This window comes from Paenibacillus mucilaginosus 3016 (assembly GCF_000250655.1).
Taxonomy (GTDB): Bacteria; Bacillota; Bacilli; order Paenibacillales; family NBRC-103111; genus Paenibacillus_G; species Paenibacillus_G mucilaginosus.
This window is the reverse complement of sequence record NC_016935.1, coordinates 4,562,261-4,580,612: the sequence shown is the minus strand read 5'-3', so window position 1 is coordinate 4,580,612 and position 18,352 is coordinate 4,562,261. Positions and strand designations below refer to the sequence as shown.

The 18,352-nt window shown below is 66.0% G+C and carries 2 protein-coding genes and 1 pseudogene; all 3 read left to right on the top strand.

Features of this window, described 5'->3' with window-relative positions; translation table 11 throughout:
* Positions 1–284 precede the first annotated feature (284 nt).
* Positions 285–1,292, top strand: a pseudogene (locus tag PM3016_RS41590) (amino acid adenylation domain-containing protein); the annotation flags it as partial.
* Positions 1,281–6,251 carry an amino acid adenylation domain-containing protein gene (locus PM3016_RS41585; protein ID WP_476638829.1) on the top strand — a complete coding sequence of 1,657 codons (4,971 nt, stop codon included), beginning with the start codon at positions 1,281–1,283 and terminating at the stop codon, positions 6,249–6,251. The pseudogene PM3016_RS41590 and the gene PM3016_RS41585, both read left to right, overlap by 12 nt.
* Before the next feature lie 34 nt (positions 6,252–6,285).
* Positions 6,286–18,297 carry a non-ribosomal peptide synthetase gene (locus PM3016_RS19345; RefSeq protein WP_014370612.1) on the top strand — a complete coding sequence of 4,004 codons (12,012 nt, stop codon included), beginning with the start codon at positions 6,286–6,288 and terminating at the stop codon, positions 18,295–18,297.
* Positions 18,298–18,352: the final 55 nt, after the last annotated feature.

Genomic DNA, 18,352 nt, shown 5'->3' with positions numbered 1-18,352 from the left:
ATTTCTCGGAGGAGCTGTTCGTCTCCCGGGGCTTCCTGGAGGACGAAGCGGCCGCTTCTGATCGGATGGCGGGTGTGCGGTTCAGCTCCAAGATCCATACGGTCGAAAACGAGCTTACCCGCTTCCGCTTCGACGCCATACTGACGATCCTTCCTGCAGGGAGTACGATGGCGGTTAGCGGGGACAACGAAGCCAAGCCGCAGGGGGCACGCCGCAAGCTGCAGCTCAGCCGGACCGATATCGCACGCTTTCCTGCGGAACCGGTGAACCTGCCGATCCAGTCCGACAGTCTGGCGTATGTCATGTATACCTCAGGGACGACCGGCCAGCCCAAAGGCGTGATGATCGAGCACCGCAGCGTCGTCCGGCTGGCCAAGGCCGAGGGCTATGCCGCCCTTCGGGCCAGCGACCGGATCGCCCAAACGGGCGCGATCTCGTTTGATGCGAGCACCTTCGAGATCTTCGGCGCACTGCTGAACGGAGGGACCCTGCTGCCGGCGGACAAGGAAACCCTGCTGGATGCCGTGCTCTTGCGAAAGTGGCTACGCTCCGGGGGCATTACGGTCATGTGGCTGACCTCCCCGTTATTCAACCGGCTGGCGGAGCAGGACCCCGGCTTGTTCGGCAGCCTGCGCGAGCTGATCGTCGGCGGCGACGTGCTCTCCCCGAGGCATGTGCAGTCGGTTCTTGAAGCCTGCCCGCACCTGAAGCTGTGGAATGGCTACGGGCCGACGGAGAATACGACGTTCTCCACCTGCCATCGGATCCGCCATGGGGGGCAGGAAGCAATTCCGATCGGCCGGCCGATCGGCAATTCGACGGCATACGTCGTATCGCCCGAAGGCCGGGAGCTGCCGGTCGGCGTGCCGGGCGAGCTGTGGGTCGGCGGCGACGGAGTCGGACGGGGCTATCTGGGTTCACCAGAGCGGACGGCCGAGAAATTCACCGGCGATCCGTTCCGGCCCGGCGGCCGGGTCTACCGGACCGGAGACCGGGCCAGAAGATTGCCGGACGGAACACTCGCCTACATGGGGAGGATGGACCGGCAGTTGAAGGTACGCGGACACCGGATCGAACCGGGCGAGGTGGAAGCCGTGCTGCTCCAGACCGGGGAGGTGCGGGAAGCCGCCGTGGTGGTGCGGACCGATTCGGAAGGCGAGGCCGAGCTGTGGGGCTATGTGACCTCGGAGCGGCTCCTCGATATCGAAGAGCTGCACATGCGGCTCGAACGCCTGCTGCCGGGATACATGGTTCCCGCCCGGCTGGTACAGCTCGAACGCATGCCGCTCACGGCGGGCGGCAAGATCGACCGCAGGGCGCTGCCGGAGAAGACCGCAGAGAGCGGAGATGACGGAAGCGGACAGCCGCTGACGGCTACGGAGAGCGCGCTGCTGCGCATCTGGCGGGATCTCCTGGGCACCCGGCGCCTGAGCGTCCGGGACAGCTTCTTCGAGCAGGGCGGCCATTCGCTCAAGGCTACGGTGCTGCTCTCGCGGATGGAACAGCAGTTCGGCGTAAGAGTGCCGCTGCGGGTAGTGTTCGAGACGCCGACGATTGCGGACCTCGCCCGCTACCTGGACGGAGCCGAACGGACCGGACAGGAGCCGATCCCGCCGGCACCGCCGCAGGAGCGCTACGAGCTGTCTCCCGCCCAGGCGAGAATGTATCTGCTTCACCAGTGGAAAAGCGGCAATTCGGCCTACAACATGCCGGCCGTGTGGCGCCTCGAAGGAGCGCTGGATCCCGTTCGGCTGCAGCAGGCGCTGGATGCCGTCATCCGCCGGCACGAATCGCTGAGAACTTCGTTCGAGCTGACGAACGGGGTGCCTATGCAGCGCATCCATGCGGAGGCGTGCTGCCGGATGGAGACTTTGGAGGTACACGGCAGTAAAGCCCGGGAGAGAGCCTTCACGGGGTTCATCCGGCCGTTCGACTTGACGGATGCCCCGCTGCTGCGGGTCCGGCTGCTTACGGTTCATCGCGCAGGCGTAGCTGACGGAACGGGGGCTTCGACTTCGGCGGAAGCCGGTTCGATCGAAGCCGAAAGCGGAGGTCTCGAAAGGTACCTGCTGGTCGATATGCACCATATCATCTCGGACGGGGTGTCGATGAGCATCCTGATGCGGGATATGGCGGCGGCTTATGGAGGAGACGCGCTGGCTCCGCTGCCCGTCCAGTATAAAGATTATGCCGTATGGCTCAAGGAAAAATCAGATCAACGGCGCAGAGGGGAGCTCGAGCGGTTCTGGCTCCGCGAGCTGGAAGGCGATGCGCCGGAGCTGCAGCTGCCGGCGGATTTTCCCCGCCCCGCCCTGATGGATTTGGAGGGCAGCCGGATCCGGTTCGGCATCACCTCCGGCTTGGCGGAGAGCGTCAGCTCCCTGGCGGCCCGGACGGGAACGACCGTCTACCTCGTGCTGCTCGCAGCTTACAGTCTGCTGCTCTCCCGTTATGCAGGGGAAGAGGAGGTCTGGATCGGGACCCCGCTCGCCGGCAGAACCCACTCGGAGCTGCAGGAGACCGTCGGCATGTTCGTCAATACGGTGGTGCTCCGCTGCCTTCCTTCGCCGGATCTCACCTTCGGAGGATACTTGGCGCAGCTCAAGGAACGGGTGCTGCGGGCGCAGGAGCATCAGGATTATCCGTTCGAGGAGCTGGTAGAGCTCCTTGGCGCCAGACGCAATCCGGGTCGTCACCCTCTGTTTGATACAGTATTTTCGCTGCAGAACATGTTCCGAACCCAGCTGCAGCTCGGGGAAGTGACCGGGAGGCCGGAGCCTTTCGAGTTCCCGGCTGCGAAGTTCGATCTGTCCCTGGAAGCGGTGGAGACGGACGAGGCCGTCGAATTCTCGCTCGAATACCGGACAGCTCTGTTTCGCAGAGAAACGGTGCAGCGCCTGGCCGACGAATATGTACGCATACTGGAGACGATTGCCGCCGGAGAGGAAGGAAGGGCTCTTTCCGAGCTTACGCCGGTCACTGCGGAGGACCGGCGGCTGCTGCTCGAGGTTTATGCGGGAAGGGCATCAGCCTATCCCCGTGAAGCCTCCATCCCCGAGCTGTTCGCCGAACAGGCCACGGCCGCACCGGACGCCCTCGCCGTGCAGGACGGAGCCGTGGGCTGGACCTACCGCCAGCTGAACCGCCGGGCCGTCCGGCTCGCCCGCCGGCTGCAGGCGCTCGGCCTCCGGCCCGAAGAGCCTGTCGGCTTGCTGTGCGGGCGTTCCGCGCTGATGGCTGCCGCCGTGCTGGGCGTGCTCCAAGCGGGAGGCGCCTATGTCCCGCTCGACCCGGAATATCCGGCGGAGCGGCTGCGGGTCATGCTGGAGGACAGCGGCGCCCGCGTGATCCTGTGCGGCCCGGAGGAGGCCTGTCGTTTGACAGACCTGGTACCGGAGGCCGTGCATCTTCTCCTGGATGAGCACCTGTGGCCGGATTGCCTGGAAGAAGCGGAGGAGGAGGAGGGCCCCGAACCGGTTCCGGTCCCCGAACCGGTTCCGGTCCCCGGACCGGAGAGTCTGGCATACCTCATGTACACCTCCGGCACAACCGGGCGGCCCAAAGGCGTTATGGTGACGCACCGGAATGTGATCCGGCTGGTCCGGGGGACGGACTACGTGCCGTTCGGCCCGGGACGGCGGTTTGCCATGACCGGAGCCGTCAGCTTCGACGCGAGCACCTTCGAGCTGTTCGGCGCGCTGCTCAATGGCGGCTCGCTGCATCCCGTGCCGAAGGAGACCCTGCTGTCCGCATCCCGGCTCGAAGAATTCCTGATCGATTCCAGGATAGACGTGCTCTGGTTGACCGCACCGCTGCTGCACCGGCACGCCAGAGAGAATCCCGGTCTGCTGCGGGGCGCGCGGCATGTGGTCGCCGGAGGCGATGTGCTGTCGCCCGGACTGATCCGGCGGGTGCAGGAGGCATGCCCGGAGCTGACGCTCCATAACGGCTACGGGCCGACGGAGAATACGACCTTCTCGGCCGTGCACCGGATTGAAGGGATCGGCAGCGGGGAAGCTGAGCCGGCACATGAAAGCGCACTGCCCTCCATCCCGATCGGCCGGCCGATTGCGAACTCTGCGGTATATGTGCTGGGCCGGGACGGCCGGCTGCTTCCGTCGGGCGTGCCCGGGGAGCTCGTTGTCGGCGGAGACGGTGTGGCAAGAGGATACTGGCGGCTTCCCGAGGAGACGGCCGCACGCTTTACGGCCGACCCTTTCCTACCGGGCGGACGCATGTACCGGACGGGCGACCGGGCCCGCTGGAGGGAGGACGGCACGCTCGAGTATCTGGGGCGGATGGACCGCCAGGTCAAAATCCGCGGACAGCGGGTCGAGCCCGAGGAAGTGGAGGCTGTCCTGCGCAGCGTCACCGGGGTCCGGGAAGGGGCTGTCGCGGTGCGGCCGGATGAACACGGAGGCCACGAGCTGTGGGCCTATTACTCGGGGGAAGAAGGTCTGACGCCGGCCGGCCTGAGGGAGCGTCTGGCGGCAAGGCTGCCGGCCTCCCTGGTGCCCGCCCGCCTGATCGGGATAGGCACTATGCCGCTGACCCCGAACGGAAAGATCGACCGTAAGGCGCTGGCCGCTCTGGTTCCGGAAGAACTGGAAGAACCGGCCTATACCGCGCCGCAGACGGCGATCCAGCGGGAGCTGGCGGAGGTTTGGGAAGAGCTGCTCGGGGGCGGACGCCTTGGCATCCGCGATTCGTTCTTCGAACGCGGCGGGCATTCCCTGAAGGCTGCCGAGCTGCTCGCCCGCATCCGGACGGGCTACGGGGCGGAGCTGACGCTCAGCGATATCTTCCGCAGCCCGACCATCGAGCAGCTGGCAGAGGCAGTCGAAGCGAAGCGGGGAAGCTTCAGCCCGCAGGTCCGCAGAGCGGAGCGGAGGGAGACGTACCCGCTGTCCGCTGCACAGCGGCGCATCTATCTGCAGCATCATGCGGCGGGAGCCGGGCTCAGCTACAATATGCCCGGAGCGCTGGAGTTAAGCGGCGTGCTGGACATTCCCCGGCTCGAAGCGGCTTTTCAAGCGGTCATCCGGCGGCATGAAGTGCTGCGGACGACCTTCGAGATCAGCGGGGGAGAGCCTGTCCTGCGGGTGCTCCCGCAGGCGGACTTTAGGCTCGATGTCAGAGAGGCGGCGGAAGATGAGGTCACAGGAGAGATCAGGGACTTCATCCGAAGCTTCGAACTGACGCACGCCCCGCTGCTGCGGGCGCAGCTGCTCCGGCTTGGAGCGGACAGACACCTGCTTTTGTTCGACATTCATCATATCGTATCGGACGGGGCCTCCATGGATGTGCTGATCCGTGAAGTTCTTGCGTTCTATGAAGGCAAGGAACTGCCGCCGCTGCCGCTCCAATACGGCGATTACGCCCTCTGGCAGAGGGAGCAGGCCTTAGGGCCGCGGTATCGAGAGTCCGAAGCCTACTGGCACGACAGGCTGTCGCGTCCTTGGCTCCCGCTCGAGCTGCCGACGGACCGGCCCCGTCCACCCCTTCGGAGCTACCTTGGGGAGAGCTGCGTGGCGGAAGCCGAGGCGGGTGTCGCGGACGGCATCCGAAGACTTGCAGCCGAGAGCGGACTTACGCTGTATATGGTCCTCCTCGGCGCGTATTCCCTCTTCCTCAGCACCCTCTGCCGGCAGGAGGAGATCCTGATCGGTACGCCGGTCGCGGGGCGGACTTCCGATTGGGCTCCGCTCATCGGGATGTTCGTCGGCACCGTGGTGCTGCGGACCGAACTGCCGGGAGAGCTCACGGTGGAAGACTTCCTCAGATCCGTGAAGGAAGAAGCTGTGAGGGCATTCGAGCACGGGGATTATCCGTTCGAGAAGCTCGCCGAGACGTACGGGGACCGCACGCAGGCAGGCCGCCATCCCGTCTTTGACACGGTATTCGCGCTGCGGCAGCAGGGGAATCTCCCCGCATCCTGCGGAGAGCTGGCCCTGGCACCCCATCCGTTCGAGCAGCCGGCCGCCAAATTCGACCTCATGCTTGAAGCGTCGGAGACGGAGTCCGCAGAGGGCGGAGGCACCCTGCGGTTCCGCTGGGAGTATGCCCGGGCGCTGTTCGACCGGGAGACCGTCCGGACGTGGGCGGAGTCCTTCACCGCGCTGCTGGAGCTGCTGCCGGAGCACCGGGGCACCCTGCTGAGAGACCTTCCGTTCTCTCCCGGCTGCGGGTCCCCTGAAGACAGAGGAGCACAGGCGAAGGCTTTTGCCGGAACCATCGAATTTCAGCTGTAAAGCAACTGGCGTTGAACCAGACAGGAGGATGCAAGTGAATCGTGAGCAGACCACCCAAGAGACGATGATAACCCTCGGAGGGCAGCGGGAGGTGACCCGGTACTGGAAAAGGGTGCTGCAGCCCCCGCTGATAAGAACGGCACTTCCCCCGGACTCCGGAGCGCAGGCCGCTCTCTCCGGCGGGTCCCGCTGGCAGGCCGCCGTGCCGGGAGAGCTGAGTGCGAGGCTGGAGCAGGCAAGCCGGGGAAGTGACGCGGCCTTGTATCTTCTTCTCCTTGCCGGCGTCCAGGCTCTAATGAGCTTGTACACCGGGGAGAGCGAGATCCTTCTGGCCATGCCTCTGCCAGCGGAAGAGGGGACTCACGGCTCCGGCAGGCTGCTCCCCCTGAGACTCCGGCAGGAGCAAGATCAGAGCTACCGGAAGCTGCTCGAAGCGCTGCGGCATACCGTCTCCGAGGCCGAGCGTCATGCCGGCATCCCGGAGGCGGAGCTCAGCCGGCTGCTGAACACGGCTTATGGCGGGACGGAACCTTCCCCGTCATGGGGAACGGTCGTACGGCTCGAGGGTTTCCATGGGCTGGGGACGGCGGACGGGCTTCCTGCGGACCTGATCTTCTCCTTCCGCCGGGACCGGGAACAGCTTCGGCTCACCCTTCACAGTCCCGCAGGCCGATATCTTGAGGGATCTCTCGCCCAGGCGGGAGCTCATCTGCTGCAGCTGTACCGGGAGGGATTGGCCCGGCCGGATGCGCCCATGAGCTCCTGGAAGCTGCTTACCGAAGAAAGCGAGCACCTCCTGCTGCACACCTATAACGATACCTCCTCGCCTTATCCCTCGGGCCGCTGCATCGGCAGCTTGTTCACGGAGCAGGCGCACCGGACCCCCGGCGCCGTCGCTGTGGACGACGGAACGGTGCGGTGGACCTACCGCGAGCTGAATGCGCGGGCCAACCGGCTCGCACTCCGCCTGCTGGCGCTCGGTCTGGAGCCGGAAGAGCCGGTCGGCGTGCTGGCCGGCCGGAGTCCCGCGATGGCCGCAGCCTTGCTCGGCGTGCTCAAAGCCGGCGGCGCCTATGTGCCGCTCGACCCCGAGCTGCCGGCGGAGCGTCTGCGCTTCCTGCTCGAGGACAGCGGCGTGCGGATGCTGCTGTCCGCACCGGAGCTGGAGCCGCCGGACGGATACACCGGCAGCATCCTCGCCTTGGATAACGGCACGGTGGATGACGGCACAGTGGATGACGAGGTACCGGAGCCCCAATGCTCCGCAGGCCCTGCAAGCCTGGCGTACATCATGTACACCTCAGGGACGACCGGCCGGCCGAAGGGCGTCATGGTCCAACACCGGAATGTGATCCGGCTGGTGCAGGGGGCGGACTATCTGCCGTTCGGCCCCGGCGAACGGTTCGCTCAGACGGGCGCTGCAGGCTTTGACGCGGGCACCTTCGAGATCTTCGGAGCGCTGCTGAACGGCGCTGCGCTGGTGCCCGTCGGCAGGGAGACGCTGCTGAAGGCGGAGCGCCTGAAAGATTTTGTGGCCCGGCAGCGGATCAGCGTCATGTGGTTAACCGCACCGCTGTTCCACCTGCTGGCCGCCGAGCATCCGGGACTCTTTGAAGGCGTGCGCCATCTCATTGCCGGAGGCGATGTGCTGTCTCCGCGGGCGGTGCGGCGGGTACAGGCCGCCTGCCCGGGACTGACCCTCTATAACGGTTACGGCCCGACGGAAAATACGACCTTCTCCGCCGTTCACCGGATCGAAAGTTGGATCGGTGGAGCAGGGAGGCTTGGCAGCGGGACAAACCCTGGCGGCCGATCTCATGAAGGGGAGGCAGGCACGGATAGCGGCCTTGAGGCTCCGATTCCGATCGGCCGGCCGGTCTCCAACTCCACGGCCTATATCCTGGGACCGGACGGCCGGCTGCTCCCGCCCGGAGTGCCGGGCGAGCTGTACGTCGGGGGCGACGGCGTGGCGCGGGGTTACCGGAACCTGCCTGCGGAGACCGAAGCCCGGTTCCTGGACGATCCGTTCCGCCCGGGCGGACGGATGTACCGCACGGGCGACCGGGCCCGCTGGCGGCCGGACGGGACGCTCGCCTACCTCGGCCGGCTGGACCGGCAGGTCAAGATCCGGGGGCACCGCGTGGAGCCGGGGGAAGTGGAGGCGGTCCTGCGGCAGATGCCGGGCGTAGGGGAGGCCGCCGTGGTTGTGAGGCGGGAGCTGCACGGGGACAGTGAGAGCGGCAGCGGCTTGGAGCTGCTGGGCTTCTATACTGCGCCGCAAGAAGCCGGGGAGCTCTCGCTGCAGAGCCGGCTGGCGGAATTGCTGCCGTATGCCATGATGCCGTCACAGCTCATCCGGGTGGATGCGATTCCGCTCACGGTGAACGGCAAGGTGGACGAAGCCGCGCTGCTGTCAGCCGTACCGGATGTTTCTCTCTCCCGCCGGGACATTGCCGCCTACCTGGCTCCAAGAACAGACACGGAGAGGGAGCTGGTCATGCTGTGGGAGGAGCTGCTGGAGACCGGGCCCGTCGGCATCCGCGATTCCTTCCTGGAGCAGGGCGGGCATTCCCTGAAGGCGATGACCCTGCTCTCGCGCATCCATCAGCGGTACGGGGTCGATGTCCCGATGAAGGTGCTGTTCGGGGAACCGACGGTCGAGCGGCTGGCCGCTTATATTGACGCCGCCGAGCCTTCGACCCTTCCGGGTCGGGCGCCGATCCCTCCCGTACCTGCGCAGACCTCTTATCCCGTGTCCTCCGCACAGAAAAGGATGTATGTGCTGGACCGGCTGGAGGGCAGCGGCATTTCCTATAACATTCCGGTCGTGCTGTCCCTCCGCGGAAGACTGGATGAACCGCGGCTGGAAGCCGCATTCACAGAGCTGATCCGCCGCCATGAACCGCTGCGCACCTCGTTTCACACGGTAGACGGCGAACCGGTGCAGCAGGTGCACGATACCTTCGACTTCCGGATCGAGAAGGTTGACGGACGCAGCCGCAGCCGGGAAGAGATCCTGGCCTCGTTCAACCGGCCCTTTGACCTCTCCCGGCCCTGCCTGCCCCAGGTCGGGCTGGCTAAGCTGGAAGAGGAGATCAGCCTGCTCTTCATCAATATTCACCATATCGCGGCGGACGGAACCTCGCTCGGCGTCCTCGTCCGGGAGCTGGGGGAGCTGTATGACGGCCGCCCGCTGCCTGAACTCTCCATCCAATACAAGGACTATGCAGTATGGGAGCAGACCGGCGAAGGGGCACAGCGCAGCCGGAAGCAGGAGGCGTACTGGCTGGAGCGGGTGAAGCCGGACTGGCCGCTGCTCCACCTGCCAGCCGACCGTCCGCGGCCGTCTGTGCAGAGCTTTGCCGGCGATCAGCTCTTGTTCGAGCTGCCCGGGAAGACGGCCGCCTCGGTGCGGAAGCTGGCCTCCGAGGAAGGAGCCACGCTGCAGATGGTGCTCCTCGCCGGCTTCAAGAAGCTGCTGGCCCGTTACTCGGGCACCGAAGACCTCGTCATCGGCACCGGGACGGCGGGACGGACGCACAGCGACACCGAGAAGATGATCGGCATGTTCGTCAACATGCTCGTTCTCCGCAGCAGCCCGGCCGGCGGAAAGACCTTCCGTGAGTATCTCGCCGAAGTCCGCAGCCTCTCGCTGGAAGCCTACGCGCACCAGGAGTACCCGTTCGAGGAGCTCGCCCGGCGGAGCGGACTGCATCGGGAGCCGGGGCGCAGCCCCTTGTTCGACGCGGCTTTCGTCGTGCAGAACATGGACCTGCCGGACCTCAAGCTCGGGAATCTGACGGTCGAAGCCGTGCCGTTTACTGGCGGAACCTCGAAATTCGACCTGACTCTCTTTGTCTGGGAGCGGGGGGAGGAGATCCGTTTTCAGCTGGAATTCAGCACGGATCTGTTCGACCGTTCCACCATGGAACGGTTCAGCCGGCATCTGCTCCGGGTGATCGATGAAGCGGCCGGGCAGCCGGACCGCCCCATGCACGAGATCGAACTGATCACGCAAGACGAGCGGAAGAGGCTGCTCACTCACCGGTTAGAGCCTGTTGCGGAGGACCGGACGCTGCATGCCCTGTTCGAGGATCAGGCGGACCGGACGCCGGACAAGACGGCCGTTCTCTGCGGAAGCGATGTCTGGACGTACCGGCAGCTCGAGGAGGAAGCCAACCGGATTGCGGCTCTGCTGCGGAGCTGTCATGACGCAGGGCAGGAGCGTCCGGTGGCCGTCATGCTCAACGCGTCGCCTTACCGGATTGCCGCCATTCTGGGCGTGCTGAAGGCCGGTGCGCCCTACGTTCCGCTCGATCCCGAGCTGCCGGCCGAGCGCATCCGCAGCTTGCTGGATGACTCGCAGGCGGGCATGGTGATGACGGACCGCGCCCAGCTTGCCCTGCTGAACCGGCTGCAGTGGGAGTGCCCGTCCTTCCGCACGTATCTCTGCCTCGACAGCCATGAGGTATACGCCGAGACGGAAGGGGAACACAACGACCTGATGGCGGAGGAGCTGTGGCAGCAGGTCGGCGAACAGGCGACGGATGACATTACGGGCGGGGGCTGGACGAGCAGCTACACCCGGGAGCCGCTCTCGCGCGAGGAGATGGACGAGTACGGCGAGAACGTGCTCCGGAAGCTTCTTCCCCGCCTGCACCCGGGCATGCGGGTGCTGGAGATCGGCTGCGCGTCAGGCATCTCCATGTTCCGGATCGCCCCGCATGTGGGTCTGTACTATGGGACCGATCTGTCGCGGGTCATCATCGAGAAGGACCGGGAGCGGGCCTCCAGGGAAGGTCAGGCCAACATCCGGCTGCAGTGCCTGCCGGCCCACCGGATCGATGAGGTGGAGGAGCGCGATTTTGACCTGATCATCCTCAACAGCGTCGTGCAGGTGTTTCACGGCCACCATTACCTCCGCAGGGTGCTCGCCTTGGCGTCGGGACTGCTGAAGGAGCAGGGGCTGCTGTTCATCGGCGACGTCATGGACCAGGACAGCAAGGCGGAGCTGCTGGAGTCGCTAAGAGAGTACAAGCGTGCACACCCCGAGGCGCATACGAAGCTGGATTTCGGTTCGGAGCTGTTCCTCTCCCGCGGATTTTTCGAGGATTGGGCTGCGGATCTTCCCGAGGTGAAGGGACTGCAGTTCTCGGCCAAACTCGGCACCATCGAGAACGAGCTGACCCGCTTCCGCTACGATGTGCTCATTACCATCGATAAGAGAGCGGCGGCAGGGGAGAATAGCGGCCGGACCGACGGAGACACAGACACAGACCTTCCGGAACGGCGCCCCCTTCCCAAAAAGAAGCACCAATGGGGACGACGCGAGCTGGAAGCTTTTGCCCCGGACCGATCCGACACCTTCGCCGACCCGGGCGGCCTCGTTTATTTGATCTATACCTCCGGCTCGACCGGGCGGCCCAAGGGCGTCATGGTGGAACACCGCAGTGTAGTCCATCTGGTTCAGTGGCACGTCCGCCGCTTCGGCCTTACCGCCGATGACCGCTGTACGCTGTATGCCGGCTTCGGCTTTGACGCCGCCGTGTGGGAGCTGTTCCCCGCACTGCTCTGCGGCGCCTCACTGCATATCGTGCCTGCCGGATACAGGCTGGAGATGGACCGGCTCCGTGCTTATTACGAGCGGGAAGGCATTACGGTGTCGTTCCTGCCCACGCAGCTCTGCGAGCGGTTCATGGAGGGAGAGGCGCCCTCCCGGCTGCGCATTCTCCTTACGGGAGGGGACCAGCTGAAGCAGTACCGCCCGCAGCCCTATCAGCTCCATAACAATTACGGCCCGACCGAAAATACCGTCGTCTCCACGAGCGGCCTTGTTGAGCGCCAGGAAGCGCAGATTGGGATCGGAGCCCCGATCGACCGTGTGAGAGCTTACGTGCTCGATCCTTACGTCCGTCTGCAGCCGGACGGCGTTCCCGGCGAGCTCTGCCTCGCCGGCGACGGACTGGCGCGGGGCTACTGGCGTGCGCCGGAGCTGACCGGTGCGGCCTTCGTCCCCGACCCGTTCGTTGCTGGCGGGCGGATGTACCGGACGGGCGACCTCGTGAAACGCAGACCGGACGGAAGCCTGGAATTCCTGGGACGAATCGATACCCAGGTCAAAATCCGCGGCTACCGCATCGAGCTCGGCGAGATCGAGAGCCGGCTGCTGCAGCATCCCTCGATCCGGGAAGCGGCGGTCGTCGCGGCAGAGCTTCCCGGCGGCGGCCGGGAGCTTTGGGCCTTCCTCTGTGCGCCCGTCGAACTGGCGGAAGCGGCACTCCGGGAGGAGCTCTCCCGGACCCTGCCGGGCTATATGGTTCCCGCCCGGATCGTCCAGCTGGAGAAGCTGCCCCTGACCGTGAACGGCAAGGTGGACCGCCGGGCGCTGGCCCGCAGCACGGAGCGAAGAGCCGAAGCCGCCTTCGCCCCGCCGAGAACGCCGATGGAAGCCATCCTGGCGCGCATCTGGGAGGAAGTTCTCGGCTGCGGGCCGGTAGGGGTTCACGATCCGTTCTTTGAGCTCGGCGGCGACTCGATCAAAGGCATTCAAATGACCGCCCGCCTGCACGGCGAAGGGTACCGGCTGGAGATGAAGGAGCTGTTCCGCCACGGAACCATTGCCGGGCTCGCCCCAAGGGTGCGCCCGCTGGAGGCCGAGCTGCCGCAGGAGCCGGTGGAAGGCGAGGTGCCCTTGACTGCGATCCAGCGGTGGTTCTGGGAGCAGGGCTTCCAGGACCGCCACCACTGGAATCAATCGGTCATGCTGTACCGCAGGCAGGGGTTCGACGAGCAGGTGCTGCATAAGGTCTGGACAGCGCTGACCGGGCATCATGATGCCCTGCGGATCATCTTCCGCGAGGAAGATGGCCGCGCCATCCAGTGGAACCGCAGCATGGAAGCGGCGCAGGGCCGGGCATTCCGGCTCGAATCGCATGATCTGCGCTCGGAGCCGGAACCGCAGCACCGCATCGAAGAAGAGTGCCGCAGACTCCAGGCCGGCCACCATCTGAGCGAGGGGCCGCTGATCGCGCTGGGTCTTTTCCGTACCGCGGAAGGCGACCATCTGCTGATCACCATTCATCATCTGGTGGTCGATGCCGTCTCCTGGCGCATTCTGCTCGAAGACTTCGGGACGGCTTACGAACAGGCCGTACTCGGGAACGACATCCGCCTGCCGGCGAAGACCTTGTCGTGGCGAACCTGGGCCGAGAGAGTGGAGGCGTATGCTTCGTCTCCGAAGCTCCTCCGCGAAATCCCATATTGGTCAAAGGTGGAGCACCTGTCACGGGAAGCCGGCCGGCTTCCGGCGGCGCAGGAAGCGGCATTCGGGGAACGGGGGGACTCGATCACGATCGGGTTGGCCCCGGAAGACTCCCGGCGCATTGCCGCCGACTGCCACAGGGCTTACCGGACGGAGATCAACGATGTGCTGCTCACGGCCCTTGCGCGGGCGCTGAACGAATGGACCGGCAGTCCCGTCGCCTCCATCGAATGGGAAGGGCACGGACGGGAACCGCTTGTTGAGGAGCAGCCGGTCTCCCGCACCGTCGGCTGGTTCACTTCCGTGTATCCGGTGGTCCTGCGGCTTCCGGCTGATCTTCCCGCCGGAGCGTGTCTGATGGAGGTCAAAGAGACGCTGCGCCGTGTGCCGAACAAAGGGATCGGTTACGGGATGCTCCGTTACCTGACTCCGGAAGAACGGCGCAGGGGACTGCACTTCGGGAGCAGGCCCGAGATCTCCTTCAACTATCTCGGCGACTTCGGCGGCTCCTCCGCCCCGGAGGGGGCCCAGGGCTTTACGGTCTCCCCGCTTTCGGACTTTTCGGGGGACCCGATCGCCCCGGCCGCCGGTCCGCTGAACCGGCTGATGGTCAGCGGCTGGATGTCGGACGGGAAGCTGCAGTTCAGCTTCGGCTTCATGCCCGGAGACCTGGAGACAGGCGCGGTGCGGCGCTTCGCCGAAGCCTTCCGGTCGGAGCTCCTGCAGCTGGCGGATCACTGCCTGGCCCAATCGGACGCCGTACGCACGCCTTCCGATCTCGGATGCACCCGCCTGTCGATCCGGGAGCTGCAGAGCTGGCGGGAGGAGCTGCGGCAGCGCAGCGAAAGCCTGGTCAGCCTTGGCGGCGAAGAGCCTGCTTCCCCGGTGCCGGACATCGAGCGGATCTACCCGCTGTCCCCGCTGCAGGCGGGACTGGTGTTCCACGCCCGGCTCCAACCGGACTCGGCGGCCTACTTCGAACAGCTCACGCTTTCTTTCCAAGGTCCGCTGGACATGCCGGCGTTCCAGGAGGCCGTACAGGGAATCACCGCACGCCACGACATCCTGCGGACGGTGTTCCGTCACAATGCCGAAGGCGTTCCCCTTCAAGCCGTCCTGGACCAAAGCAGCGTCCCGGTGACTTTCGAGGATTGGCGCCGACTGAATCCGGAGGAACAGAAGCTGCGGCTCGAAGAATTCCGCAGGGCGGACCGGGCGGCCGGCTTTGATCCTGCCGGGGGCCGGCTCATGCGCTTCGCCGTCTTCGCGACGGGGGAGAGCGCCTTCGAGGTGGTCTGGAGCCATCATCATATCCTTATGGACGGCTGGTGCATCGGCATCCTGCTGGGTGAATTCCAGGCCCTGTATGATGCCGCCGTCAGCGGACGGTCTGCCGCGCTGCCGCCGGCCGCACCTTACCACCGGTTCATCGAATGGCTGGAGATCAGGGACAAAGACCAGGCGGCCGCTTACTGGGAAGAGGTGCTCGCCGGCTGTGAGGAACAGACGGTCGTCCCTGCTCCCGGCGGAAGACCGGCATCCGGCGGCGGGGAACCGGCGTATCTGCTGCGCAGCCGCCGGTTCGTCCTGGATTCAGATGTGCTTCGGCAGCTGGAGGGGACCGCGGCGGGATGTGGAGCCACGATGAATCAGCTGCTCCAATCCGTCTGGGCGCTGCTGCTCGCCAAGTACAACCATACCACCGATGTGGTCTTCGGTACGGTGGTATCCGGACGGCCTGCCGAGCTGCCCGGCGTCGAATCGATGGTCGGCCTCTTCATCAACACGATTCCGGTCCGGCTCCGGCCGGAGCCCGGGATGGCCTTCCACGAGCTGCTGAGCCAGGCGGCTTCCGCCATCGCGGCCTCCGCACCGTACGATTGGTTCCCGCTCGCCGAAATGAAGGGAGGCCGGGGAGCCGGGCTGATCTCCCACTTGTTCGTCTATGAGAATTTTCCGTTGAACCGGAATGAGACGGGCGAGGAGGAGGCTTCCTCCGGGCTCCTGCTCCGGAACGTGGAGTTGTACGAGCAGACGAATTACGATTTTACGCTGATGGTGCTGCCGGAGAACGGGCTGACGATTCAGTTCACGTATAACGCCCATGTATACCGGGACACGGATATCGAACGGATCGAAGGCCATCTGCTGCGCCTGCTCGAAGGCGTCGCCGCCCATCCGGAGGCCGGGCTGGACTCCCTGGACATTCTGACACCGGCGGAGCTGCAGACGACTGTCTATGCATTCAACGATACCGCCTCCGGCTATCCGCATGATATGACACTGGACGGCTTGTTCCTTGCCCGGGCGGAGGAGGGCCCCGGGCGCACGGCGCTCGTTCATGGAGAGCGGAAGGTGAGCTACGGCGAGCTCGCCCGGCAGGCCGGTGCCTGGGCACAGGCGCTGCAGGCGGCAGGGATCGGGCGAGGCCGGCGGGTGGCACTCGTGGCCGGACGCGGCATCGGCGCGGCGGCGGGCCTGCTGGGCATCCTGATGGCCGGGGCTGCTTATGTCCCGGTCGATCCGGACTACCCGCCTGAACGGCAGGCCTACCTGGTCCGGCACTCGGAATCCGCCGCCGTTCTGACGGAGGTTCCGCCGGTGTTTGACACGGAAGGACTGCCGGTGATCCGGATGGATCGCGGTCCCGGAGGTCTGCCGGACATCGCTTCCACCGCCAACCCCTTACGGATCCCTGACGAGGACCGCAGCCCGGACGACCTCGCTTATGTGATCTACACATCCGGCTCCACCGGCCAGCCCAAGGGCGTCCGCATCCTGCACCGTTCCGCCGTGAATCTGATTCACTGGGTGAACGAAGCCTACGGTGTCGGAACGGAGGACCGGCTGCTCTGGGTAACCTCGCTGTGCTTCGATCTCTCGGTGTACGACCTGCTCGGGATGCTGGCGGCCGGGGGGACCGTGGTGATCGCGGAGAACGGGGACATCCGGGACCCGGCCGAGCTGTGGAGGCTGCTCCGGGAGCAGCGCATTACGTTCTGGGATTCGGTTCCCACGACGCTAGGGTTTCTCGTCCAGTCGCTGGAGGAGGCCGGCGAGGAGCGCAGGCAGCACGACCTGCGCCTCGCCTTCCTGAGCGGGGACTGGATTCCCGTCAACCTCCACGAACGGGTCGCCCGCTTCTGCCCGCAGGTCCAGGTGGTCGGTCTCGGCGGCGCTACGGAAGCGGCCGTCTGGTCCAACCACTATCCGATCCGCGGGAGCCGGGAAGATCAGATCAGCATCCCCTACGGGAAGCCGATCGCCAACACCCGCTACTACGTGCTCGATCCTTACGGGCGTCCGGTGCCGGCCGGCATCACGGGCGAGCTGTGCATCGGGGGCATCGGGGTCGCGGACGGCTATATGAACGATCCCGGCCGGACGGCGGCGGCCTTCGTGCCGGACCCGTTCGCTCCCGCCGGTTCCGCCGCTGGGCTCATGTACCGGACCGGGGACTTCGGCCGGCTGCAGGAAGACGGGAACCTGGAGTTCCTCGGCCGCAAAGACCACCAGGTCAAGGTGCGGGGCTACCGGATCGAGCTGGGCGAGATCGAGCAGCGGCTGCTGCTGCATGAAGCCGTCAGCGAAGCGGCCGCCGCCGCGCGGACAGGCCCGGGGGGAGGCACGCAGCTGTGCGTCTACCTGGTCTCGGAGCCCCGGCTCCCGGCGGCGGAAGTACGCGCCTACCTGGCCCGGACACTGCCGGAGTATATGCTTCCGGCACAGGTCATCGCGCTGGAGGCTATGCCTCTCTCGGCCAACGGCAAGATCGACCGCCGCCGGCTGGAGCAGATCGGGGCAGCGCTGGAAGCGATCCCGCAGGAACCGAGAACGGACACCGAACGGAAGCTGGCTGCGATCTGGCGGGAGCTGCTCGGCCTGGAGCACGTGGACATCCGGGCGGACTTCTTCACGATCGGCGGGCATTCGCTGCTCGCTGCAAGGCTCACCGCCCGCATCCGCGCCGAGCTTGGCACCGAGGTGCCGCTGCCGCTGATCTTCCGCTGCCGCAGCATCGAGACGCTGGCGGAGCAGCTGGAGAATCTGGAGCGGATGCGAGGGACGGTGGAAGAGCCCGTTGCCCGGCTGAACGACGGCGGAGAGCTCGGCAGCCTCTTCTGCTTCCCGCCGGTCGCAGGCTACGGCTTCGAATACCGGGGACTCGCCGACGCCCTGCCGGACTATGCCTGGTATGCGTTTGACTTTCATCCCGGCGATCCGCTGGAAGACCCGGCAGAACGGATCGCCCGGTACGCGGACTGGGTGCGGCGCATGCAGCCTCAAGGTCCCTATACGCTTCTTGGGTATTCCGCGGGCGGCAATCTCGCTTATGAGGTCGCCGCGTTACTGGAAGCCCGCGGAGAAGAGGTCTGTGCGCTGTTCCTACTGGATACGCCGCGCAAGACGGAAGCGGTGCATACCCCCGAAGAGCAGCTTCGCCGGGAGACGGAGGAGGCGCTCCGTGCTGCGGAAGAGCGGTACGGCGGCCTGCTCGCGGCGCCATCCCTCCGGCGGGAAGCGGCCGAGCGGATGAACGGATACCGGCGCTTCCTGAACGGGCTCGTGAACACGGTCCCGCTGCGCGCAGCCGTTCATCTGCTCGAAGCGGAAGGCTCCCCCGTCACCGCTGCCTGGAAGGAAGCTGCCGGGGAGGGAGCCTTCACCTTCCACCGGGGCAGCGGCACGCATACCGAGCTACTGGAGGGGGAGCATTTGCAGCGCAATGCGGAGCTTCTGCGTTCCCTCCTGCGGCAAACCGCCGGCCCCCTGCAGGTCCGGTAATCCCGGTACCTGCCAGCCTCAGCGCTTGCATTCGGCGGCCCTCTGACATCGGAAC